Below are 8,480 nucleotides of genomic sequence, written 5' to 3'. Positions count from 1 at the left end.
GGGTCCCAGAACCACCAGCCGCCCCAACCGAGCTCGTAATAGGCCCAGTACGAGCCGGCGGTGATGCCGAGCGTGAGGAAGATCCAGGCGGTCAGGATCCAGGGCCGCATCGCGCGGGCGAAAGCCGGCCCGACGTCGCGCGTGATGAGCGCGCCGACCGCGAAGGAGAAGGCGATCGAGATGCCGACATAGCCGAAATAAAGCGTCGGCGGGTGGAAGGCCAGGCCCGGGTCCTGGAGCAAAGGATTGAGTCCGTTGCCCTCGATCGGCACCGGCGAGAGCCGGGTGAACGGGTTCGAAGCGAAGAGCAGAAAGGCGTAGAAGCCCAATCCGATCGCCGCCTGCGCGGCCAGCGTCGCGATCAGGGTCGGCTGCTTCAGCCTGCGCTCGAACAAGGCGACCGCGCCGCCGGCGACGGCGAGCACCGTCACCCAGAGCAGCATCGACCCTTCGTGATTCCCCCAGGCGCCGGCGAACTTATAGAGCCAGGGCTTGGCCGAATGGCTGTTCGCCGCGACCAGCTCGACCGAAAGGTCGGTGCGGAGAAACAGCCAGATCAGGAGCAGGAAGGAAATCGCGGCGAGCACGCCCTGCGCGACCGCCACCGGGCGCACCGCCGCGAGCAATTGCTGCCCGCTCGGCCGCAATGCCGCCGCGCCGAGCAGCAGCTGGAGCAGCGACAACGCCGCCGCCAGCCACAATGCCGCAAGCCCCCCTTCCGCGATCATCTTTCCAGCGTGTCCGTCTTGTGCTGGCCCTGCGGCCCCAATCGGGGCGGCATATAGTTCTCGTCGTGCCTGGCAAGGATTTCCGTGGCGACGAAGCGGCCGTCGGGCTGGAAGCGGCCTTCCGCGACGACGCCGCTATTCTCGCGGAACAGCTCCGGCGTGATCCCGGTGAACTGGACGGGGATGACATGCGCGGTTTCATCGCCGACGACGAAGTCGATCGTCACGCCGTCCGGCCGCCGCTGGATCGAGCCGTCCTTGACCATCCCGCCGATCCGCACCGCCCGATCGAGCGGCAGGCCTTTGCGGGCGACGTCGCCGGGCGCGTAGAAGAAGGCCGCCTGATCGCGCATCGCCGACATGGCGAGCAAAACCGCGCCCACCACCGAGACGACGGCGAGGACGAGCAGGATCAGGCGCTGGTTCTTGCGCTTCATGCGTCGCGGCCGAACTTGGCTGCATCCGCTTCGGCCCGGCGCATAGCCGACCAGCTCCAGCCGGTGAGCGTGAGCACCGCCGCGAGCGTGATCGCATAGGCGCCAAGGATGAAGGCCCAATGGTTCATTCTGACGCCATCCGGCGCATCCGCGCTTCGATCTTGTTGCGCGCCAGCTCGGCTCGCATCCGCATCAGCACGATCGCGCCGAACAAGAGCGAGAAGCCGAGCGCCGAGGCGAGCAAGGGCCAGAGCATCGCGGCGTCGATCGACGAGCGGCCCTGGACGAAATCGATGCTCTGCCCCTGGTGGAGCGTGTTCCACCAGACCACTGAGTAACGGATGATCGGAATGTTGATCGCCCCGACCAGCCCGAAGATGGCGGTGAGCCGTCCCTCCCCGTCCTTCTCCTTCTCGGCGCCGGCGAGCGCGATGTAGCCGAGATAGAGGAACAGGAGGACGAGCATCGAGGTCATCCGCCCGTCCCATTCCCAATAGGTCCCCCAGGTCGGCCGCCCCCAGAGCGAGCCGGTCGCGAGGCACACGAAGGTGAAGACCGCGCCCGGCACCGCGATTGCCCGGCCCGCGACCGCGGCGAGCGGGTGGCGCCAGACGAGCTGCAACAGGCTCGCCACGGCGATCCCGGTCCAGCCCGCCATGCCGAGCCAGGCGGCGGGGACGTGGAGATAGATGATCCTGACGCTCTCGCCCTGCAGCGCGTCCGGCGGCGCGAGGAACAGGCCGACTCCAAGCGCGCCGAGGATCAGCGCCGCGCCGCTCCAGCCGAGCCAGGCTGTCAGCGGACGGGCGATCTTCAGGAAGCGGGCGGGATTCGCGTAAACGTGCATGCTCGGACTCGGTGTAGCGAAGGCTTCGCGGCGGCGAAAGCATGTGCTTAAGGGATGCGTGGTCGACGCGACATCCTCTCATTCGGGCCGCAGCCCGCTGGCCGGGATCGGGCTCAGGCTCGGCGCGACCGGGTCGTTCGCGCTGATGGCGGCGCTGATCAAGCTGGCGAGCGACCGCGGCGTGAGCGCGCCGGAGCTGGTCTTCTACCGCAGCCTGTTCGCGATTCCGCCGCTGTTCGTGTGGATCGCGGCGAGCACCACGCCCGGCCGCTGGCGCACAAAGCGCCCGCTCGCTCACCTCACCCGAGGCGCGATTGGAGTCACCAGCATGTTCCTTTCCTTCGGCGCGCTGACCCTGTTGCCGCTCGCCGAGGCGGTGACCCTGAGCTTCATCGCGCCCCTGTTCGCGGTCGCCCTCTCGGCCCTGCTTCTCGCCGAGCCGGTCGGCCGCCACCGCTGGACGGCCGTCGCCATCGGCCTGCTCGGCGTGGTGGTCGTGATGCAGCCGGCCGGAACCGGCCTCTCGCCGCTCGGCCTCGGCCTCGCCGTCGCCGGCGCACTCAGCGTCGCCGCGGCGACGATCACTATCCGCCAGATCGGCCGCACCGAATCGACGCAGAGCATCGTCCTGTGGTTCACCCTGATCTGCACCGCCGCGGGCGCGGCGACGCTGCCGGTCTTCGGCCAGCTCCATGACGGCGCGACCTGGGCCCTGCTCGTCGCCCTGGGAACGTTCGGCGGCATCGGGCAATTGCTGATGACCGCATCGCTGCGCGCCGCGGCGGTCGGCGCCGTTGTCCCCTTCGATTATGCCCATCTGATCTGGGCGGCGCTGCTCGGCTGGCTGATCTGGGACAGCTATCCGCGCGCGACGACCTGGGCTGGCGCCGCGATCATCATCGCGAGCGGCCTCTACACGATCTGGCGCGAGCACAAGCTGGGCCGGGACAAGCCCCGACCCGAGCCGCTTTAGCCGCGGCCGATCAACCTGCGGGCCATGTCGCCGGCGACGCGGGCGGGGTTGCGGCCGGTCGTGCGGCTTTCCTCCCAGATCGCGTCGAGCTTGGCGGGGATCGCCTCGATCCGGCGGCGAACGAGCTCCTGGTCGCCGTCCTGCAGATATTCGGTCGAGACGTTGATGATGCCGCCGGCGTTGATCACGTAGTCGGGCGCGTACAGGATGCCGCGGGCGTGGATATGGTCGCCGTCCTCGCTGGTCGCCATCTGGTTGTTCGCGCCGCCGGCGACGACCGGGACGTTGAGCGCGGCGATCGACTGCTCGTTGAGGATCGCGCCGAGCGCGTTCGGGCTGAGCACGTCGGCTTCGAGGGTCATGATCGCCTCGGGCGCGACGACCGCCCCGCCGACCTCGTCCGCCAGCGCTCGCGCCTTGGCCGCGTCGACATCAGCGATGCTGAGCCGCGCGCCCTCGCCGGCGGCGCGGCGCGAGAAGCCGCCGGCGACGCTGCCCGCGCCCTGCACGGCGATGTGAAGGCCGGCGAGGCTGTCCTTGCCGAGCGCGCGCTTCACCGCCGCCTTGACTCCGAGGAAGACCCCGTAGCTGGTGTGCGGCCCCGGATCGCCGCCGACCGCGCCCTCGGCGACCGGCAAGCCCGCGACGAACTTCGTCTCCCTGGAGATCGCGACCATGTCGGCGACGTTCATGCCGACATCCTCGGCTGTGACGTAGCGGCCGCACAGGCCGTCGACGGCGCGGCCGAAAGCGGCGATCATCTCCGGCGTCTTGGTTCGCGCCGCGTCGCTGGCGAGGATTACCGCCTTGCCGCCGCCCAAGGGCAGGCCGGCCATCGCGTTCTTGTAGCTCATCCCGCGCGAGAGGCGCAGCACGTCGGCGATCGCGGCGGCGGGCTCGGCATAATGCCACAGCCGCGTCCCGCCCGCGCCGGGGCCGAGATGGGTGGAATGGACGGCGATGACGGCTTTCAGCCCGTTTTCCCGATCGGTGACGAAGTGCACGAGCTCATGCTCGTCGAAATCGGGAAAATCCCAGAGCGAGTCCATCGATCGGTCCTGTAATTGTCAAAAGAAATGGGGCGACCGACGGGACTTGAACCCGCGACCCCTGGTACCACAAACCAGTGCTCTAACCAGCTGAGCTACGATCGCCGTGCGTTTGGATGGGCGCACATAGTGGTCGCCCCGCCCCAGCGTCAAGGCGCGCCGGAGGCCTGTTCAGGCCGCTGTGCGGGCCAGCATCAGCTCGGCGAGCTCGAGATGACGGCGGCGGATGTCGTCATTCGCGGCCCGCGCGGCAAGGTCGCGATGCTCGGCGGCCCTGCGGGCATAATAAGTGCGGTCGTCGGTCATTGATCCCTTCCCCGGTGCCGCGCCAAGCTAGGGCGCCAGGAGAAGAACGAACAGGCCGCCCGCGTTAATCCGCCCGGCTTTCGCGGCGATGCGATGGCGAGCGCGATGAACCGCGCGAGGTGGCCGTTGAGGTGTTGGAAGGCGTGGTGGGCGCGGCAAGGATTGAACTTGCGACCCCTGCGGTGTGAACACAGTGCTCTACCACTGAGCTACGCGCCCACGCCTGGATGGATTTCGCTCCGGATGTGGCCGTCCGAAGGAAGGGCGCCCATAGCGGGCGTGCCCGAAGCTGTCCAGATCAGCTGTTGACCGCGTCCTTCAGGCCCTTGCCGGGCTTGAACTTGGGCTGGGTCGATTCCTTGATCTGCATCGGCTCGCCGGTGCGCGGGTTGCGTCCCGTCGAAGCCTTGCGGCGCGAGCAGGAGAAGGTGCCGAAGCCGACCAGGCGGACCTCGTCGCCGCGCTGGAGCGCGTTGCTGATCGTGTCGAACACGCCTTCAACCGCGCGCGACGCATCGCCCCGGTTGAGGCCGGTCAGCTCCGCGACGTGACCGATTAGCTCCTGCTTGTTCATCTTGCCCGAATCCCCGTGTTTCCCGATGGACTCGCGGCGACCGGCCGCGGCCGCTGCTTTTAAAGGCCAGGTGACCGGCGCGAGTCAAAAGGAAAGAGGCGCCGATCCCGGGGAGAGGCGCCCCTTTTCGTGCCGCGAGGCCCGGCTCAGTGGCGGATCGAGGCCCCGCCATGCTCGTCGGGCGCCGGCGCAAGCTCGGACGGCGGCACCGCGGCGAGCTCGTCCGCCTCGGTCCATTCGATCGGCACGACCGGCGTGGCGAGCGCGTGGGCAAGCACCTCGTCGACATGGGCGAGCGCGACGATCTCCAGCCCCTCGCGGATATTGGCCGGGATTTCCGCCAGGTCCTTCTCGTTCTCGGCCGGGATCAGCACCTTTGTGATGCCGCCGCGCAGCGCCGCGAGCAATTTCTCCTTAAGCCCCCCGATCGGGAGCACCCGGCCGCGCAAGGTGACCTCGCCGGTCATCGCGACGTCGCGGCGGACCGGAATGCCGGTCAGCGTCGAGGGGCTCGCGGTGACCATGCCGACGCCGGCCGACGGGCCGTCCTTCGGGACCGCGCCCTCGGGCAGGTGGACGTGGATGTCCTTGCGGGCGATCAGGCTTGGCTTGACGCCGTAGCTGGGCGAGCGCGCCTTCACGAAGGAGAAGGCGGCCTGGATCGATTCCTGCATCACGTCGCCGAGCTTGCCGGTGGTCTTGATCTGGCCTTTGCCGGGAACGGTGACCGCCTCGATCGTCAGCAATTCGCCGCCAACCTCGGTCCAGGCAAGGCCGGTGACGGCGCCGATCTGGTCCTCCTCCTCGCTCATCCCGTGGCGGAATTTCCGCACGCCCACGAAATCGGCGAGATTGTCGGCCGTCACCTCGATCTTCTCGGCCTTGCCCTCGAGAATCTGGCGGAGCGCCTTGCGCGCGACCTTGGCGATCTCGCGCTCGAGCGTCCGCACCCCAGCCTCGCGGGTGTAATGGCGGATCATCGCGCGCAGCCCGTCTTCGGTCAGAGCGAACTCGCCCTCCTTGAGGCCGTGCGATTCGATCTGCTTGGGGAGCAGGTGGCGGGTCGCGATCTCGACCTTCTCGTCCTCGGTATAGCCTTCGAGGCGGATGATCTCCATCCGGTCCATCAGCGGCTGGGGCATGTCCATGCTGTTCGCGGTGGTGACGAACATCACGTCCGAAAGGTCGTAATCGATCTCCAGATAATGGTCCTGGAACTTCGAATTCTGCTCGGGATCGAGCACTTCGAGCAAAGCCGAGGCGGGATCGCCCCGGAAATCCTGGCCGAGCTTGTCGATCTCGTCGAGCAGGAAGAGCGGGTTGGACGAGCCGGCCTTCTTGAGATTGGTGACGATCTTGCCGGGCAGCGAGCCGATATAAGTCCGCCGGTGCCCGCGAATCTCGGCCTCGTCGCGCACGCCGCCCAATGACTGGCGAACGAACTCGCGACCCGTCGCGCGGGCGATCGAGCGGCCGAGCGAGGTCTTGCCAACGCCGGGCGGGCCGACCAGGCAGAGGATCGGGCCCTTGAGCTTGTTGGTGCGCGCCTGAACGGCGAGATATTCGACGATCCGCTCCTTGACCTTCTCCAGGCCATAATGGTCCTCGTCGAGGATCCGCTCGGCCTCGACGATGTCGTGCTTGAGTTTGGATTTCTTGCCCCAGGGCAGGCCGAGCAGCACGTCGAGATAGTTGCGGCTGACCGTCGCCTCGGCCGACATCGGCGCCATTGCGCGGAGCTTCTTCAGCTCGCCCTGCGCCTTCGCCTTGGCTTCCTTGGAGAGCTTGGTCCGCTCGATCTTGCGGGCGAGTTCGGCGAGCTCGTCGCCGCCGCCTTCCTCGCCCTCGTTGCCGAGCTCGCGCTGGATCGCCTTCAGCTGCTCGTTGAGATAATATTCGCGCTGGGTCTTCTCCATCTGCCGCTTGACCCGGCTGCGGATCTTCTTCTCGACCTGCAGGACGCCGAGCTCGCCTTCCATGAAGGCGAAGCTCATCTCGAGCCGGCGCACCGGATCGAGCTCGGCGAGCAGGGCCTGCTTGTCCGAGACCTTGACGTTGATGTTGGAGGCGACCGCGTCGCCGAGCTTCGAGGGCTCCTCGATCTGGCCGAGTTGGACCGCCGTCTCGGCGGGCAGCTTGCGGTTGAGCTTGGCATAATTCTCGAACTGCTCGACGACCGAGCGCATCAGCGCCTGCGCCTCGGCGCCCTCCGCCTCGCGCTCCTCGATCAGTTCGATCTCGGCGGCGAGGTGGCCGCCCTCCTGCTTGAGCGCCTTCAGCGACGCGCGCTGCCGGCCCTCGACGAGGACGCGGACGGTGCCGTCGGGGAGCTTGAGGAGCTGCAGCACGGTGGCGATCACGCCGAGGTCGTAGAGCGCCTCGCGGTCGGGATCGTCCTCGGCCGGATCGAGCTGCGAGACGAGGAAGATGCTCTTGTCCGCCGCCATCGCGCTTTCGAGCGCCGCCACCGACTTGTCGCGGCCGACGAAGAGCGGCACGATCATGTGCGGGAAGACGACGATGTCGCGCAGCGGCAATACGGGATAGGATTCGCTCATGAACACTCCGGCGGGCCGCGCGACGGGCGCGGCCCCTCCCCGCCTATATGGTGCAGTTGCCGGGCGGCATCAATGAAGCCGCGTTCAGCCCTGCGCAATCCGGGCTGGACGATTGACCCGGGCCGGGCCGGGGTCTAGGTTTCCGGACTTGGGAAAAAGCGGGAGTTTGCCGATGTTTCGCGCTGCTTTGCTTGCCGTTCCGCTCGTCGTCGCCTCCTTCACGGTTTCCGTGCCGGGGATCGGTATCAGCGAAGCCACGGCGCAATCGCTGACCGGAGAACAATGCCAGCGTCGCAACGACGGGCGGCGCCGCGGCATGGGCGCCCTGGGCGCGATCGGGCGCGGCGTGCTCGGCCGGGTCGGCGGCGGCGCGGTGGCGAACATGGTGCTGCCGATGGCCTCGATGCTCGGCGACGCGATCATGGCGATGCTCGATTGCGACGAGCAGGAGAAGGCCGCGACCGCCACCGAACAGGTCGTCGAGCAGGCCGCCGAGCGCGGCAATGCCGCCGTCGGCACCACCGTCTCCTGGGAGAGCGAGACCCGCGAGGGCGTGAGCGGCCGGTCAGAGGTCACCGCGGTCGCCAATAACAGCGCCAACGGCGACTGCATGACCGTGACCGACATCGTCATTGTCGACGGCGAGGAGACGCGGGCGCCGAAGACGATGTGCCGCCGGCCGCCGTCCAACCGCTATGTCCGGGTGTAGGAAGATAGACTTTGCGTAGGTTCGCGTCCCTCGCCGCGCTTGCGGCCATGCTTTGCTCGACCGCGGCGCAGGCGCAGCAGATGGACCCGAGCAATCCGACCTGCCCGCAAAGCCCGAACGTCTCCAACTATCGCGAGATGCGCTTCACGCCGCAGACGGTGAACGGGCGGCGCGTCCTCCTCGCCGAAGGCATGATCGATGACAATCTGATCCCGCGCCTGCAGGCGGCGTTGCGGGACGAGAGCATCGAGGAGATGTGGCTGCGCTCGCCCGGCGGCAACGCCCAGGTCGGCAACCAG

10 protein-coding genes, 2 tRNA genes and 1 pseudogene are annotated in these 8,480 nt (G+C 68.1%); 3 read left to right on the top strand and 10 right to left on the bottom strand.

The window, feature by feature from the left end; translation table 11 throughout:
• The 4 genes from ccsA to ccmC all read right to left on the bottom strand — a co-directional run.
• A partial coding sequence (gene ccsA, locus ACT4N8_RS15115; protein WP_444858938.1) for a cytochrome c biogenesis protein CcsA occupies positions 1-728 on the bottom strand: 728 nt, incomplete at its 3' end.
• Positions 725-1,165: a cytochrome c maturation protein CcmE gene (ccmE, locus tag ACT4N8_RS15110; protein ID WP_444858937.1), complete on the bottom strand. Its 441-nt coding sequence runs from the start codon at positions 1,163-1,165 to the stop codon at positions 725-727. The genes ccsA and ccmE, both read right to left, overlap by 4 nt.
• Entirely contained in the window at positions 1,162-1,293 is a 132-nt protein-coding gene (locus ACT4N8_RS15105; protein ID WP_444858936.1) for a heme exporter protein CcmD, read from the bottom strand. The genes ccmE and ACT4N8_RS15105 overlap by 4 nt, the downstream gene beginning before the upstream one ends.
• Complete coding sequence (gene ccmC / locus ACT4N8_RS15100; RefSeq protein ID WP_444858935.1) at positions 1,290-2,012, bottom strand: heme ABC transporter permease CcmC; 723 nt, start codon at positions 2,010-2,012, stop codon at positions 1,290-1,292. Before ccmC ends, ACT4N8_RS15105 begins: the two co-directional genes overlap by 4 nt.
• 58 nt (positions 2,013-2,070) lie before the next feature.
• On the opposite strand from ccmC, the gene ACT4N8_RS15095 reads away from it, so the two are divergent.
• Complete coding sequence (locus ACT4N8_RS15095; protein ID WP_444858934.1) at positions 2,071-2,985, top strand: DMT family transporter; 915 nt, start codon at positions 2,071-2,073, stop codon at positions 2,983-2,985.
• Here the strand turns inward: ACT4N8_RS15095 and ACT4N8_RS15090 are convergent.
• The 6 genes from ACT4N8_RS15090 to lon all read right to left on the bottom strand — a co-directional run bounded on the left by ACT4N8_RS15090 (position 2,982) and on the right by lon (position 7,472).
• The gene (locus tag ACT4N8_RS15090; protein ID WP_444858933.1) at positions 2,982-4,034 is read right to left on the bottom strand and encodes a Glu/Leu/Phe/Val family dehydrogenase; all 1,053 of its coding nucleotides are present in this window, start codon (positions 4,032-4,034) and stop codon (positions 2,982-2,984) included. The genes ACT4N8_RS15095 and ACT4N8_RS15090 overlap by 4 nt on opposite strands.
• Before the next feature lie 28 nt (positions 4,035-4,062).
• Positions 4,063-4,139, bottom strand: a tRNA-His gene (locus tag ACT4N8_RS15085).
• Positions 4,140-4,205: 66 nt separating this feature from the next.
• Complete coding sequence (locus ACT4N8_RS15080; protein WP_444858932.1) at positions 4,206-4,340, bottom strand: hypothetical protein; 135 nt, start codon at positions 4,338-4,340, stop codon at positions 4,206-4,208.
• A 144-nt stretch (positions 4,341-4,484) separates the two neighbouring features.
• Positions 4,485-4,559: transfer RNA gene (locus tag ACT4N8_RS15075), tRNA-Val, on the bottom strand.
• Between the two features lie 79 nt (positions 4,560-4,638).
• Positions 4,639-4,914 (bottom strand): HU family DNA-binding protein, encoded by a 276-nt coding sequence (locus tag ACT4N8_RS15070; RefSeq protein WP_444858931.1) that lies wholly within the window; start codon positions 4,912-4,914, stop codon positions 4,639-4,641.
• Between the two features lie 146 nt (positions 4,915-5,060).
• Positions 5,061-7,472 (bottom strand): endopeptidase La, encoded by a 2,412-nt coding sequence (lon, locus tag ACT4N8_RS15065; RefSeq protein ID WP_444858930.1) that lies wholly within the window; start codon positions 7,470-7,472, stop codon positions 5,061-5,063.
• A 172-nt stretch (positions 7,473-7,644) separates the two neighbouring features.
• On the opposite strand from lon, the gene ACT4N8_RS15060 reads away from it, so the two are divergent.
• A complete protein-coding gene (locus ACT4N8_RS15060; protein ID WP_444858929.1) occupies positions 7,645-8,181 on the top strand; it encodes a hypothetical protein in 537 nt (178 codons plus the stop codon).
• Positions 8,182-8,192: 11 nt separating this feature from the next.
• Positions 8,193-8,480 (top strand): annotated as a pseudogene (locus ACT4N8_RS15055) (hypothetical protein); the annotation flags it as partial.

The organism is Sphingosinicella sp., assembly GCF_052387495.1.
Classification (GTDB): domain Bacteria; phylum Pseudomonadota; class Alphaproteobacteria; order Sphingomonadales; family Sphingomonadaceae; genus Allosphingosinicella.
Note: the sequence above shows the minus strand (reverse complement) of the source record. Positions and strands in the feature narration are given on the sequence as shown.

Excerpts from the sequence above, each read along its gene's own strand:
- ACT4N8_RS15060 (WP_444858929.1), top strand. The coding sequence starts at position 7,645 with ATGTTTCGCGCTGCTTTGCTTGCCGTTCCGCTCGTCGTCGCCTCCTTC.
- ccmE (WP_444858937.1), bottom strand. The coding sequence starts at position 1,165 with ATGAAGCGCAAGAACCAGCGCCTGATCCTGCTCGTCCTCGCCGTCGTC.
- ACT4N8_RS15070 (WP_444858931.1), bottom strand. The coding sequence starts at position 4,914 with ATGAACAAGCAGGAGCTAATCGGTCACGTCGCGGAGCTGACCGGCCTC.
- ACT4N8_RS15105 (WP_444858936.1), bottom strand. The coding sequence starts at position 1,293 with ATGAACCATTGGGCCTTCATCCTTGGCGCCTATGCGATCACGCTCGCG.
- lon (WP_444858930.1), bottom strand. The coding sequence starts at position 7,472 with ATGAGCGAATCCTATCCCGTATTGCCGCTGCGCGACATCGTCGTCTTC.
- ACT4N8_RS15090 (WP_444858933.1), bottom strand. The coding sequence starts at position 4,034 with ATGGACTCGCTCTGGGATTTTCCCGATTTCGACGAGCATGAGCTCGTG.
- ACT4N8_RS15080 (WP_444858932.1), bottom strand. The coding sequence starts at position 4,340 with ATGACCGACGACCGCACTTATTATGCCCGCAGGGCCGCCGAGCATCGC.
- ccmC (WP_444858935.1), bottom strand. The coding sequence starts at position 2,012 with ATGCACGTTTACGCGAATCCCGCCCGCTTCCTGAAGATCGCCCGTCCG.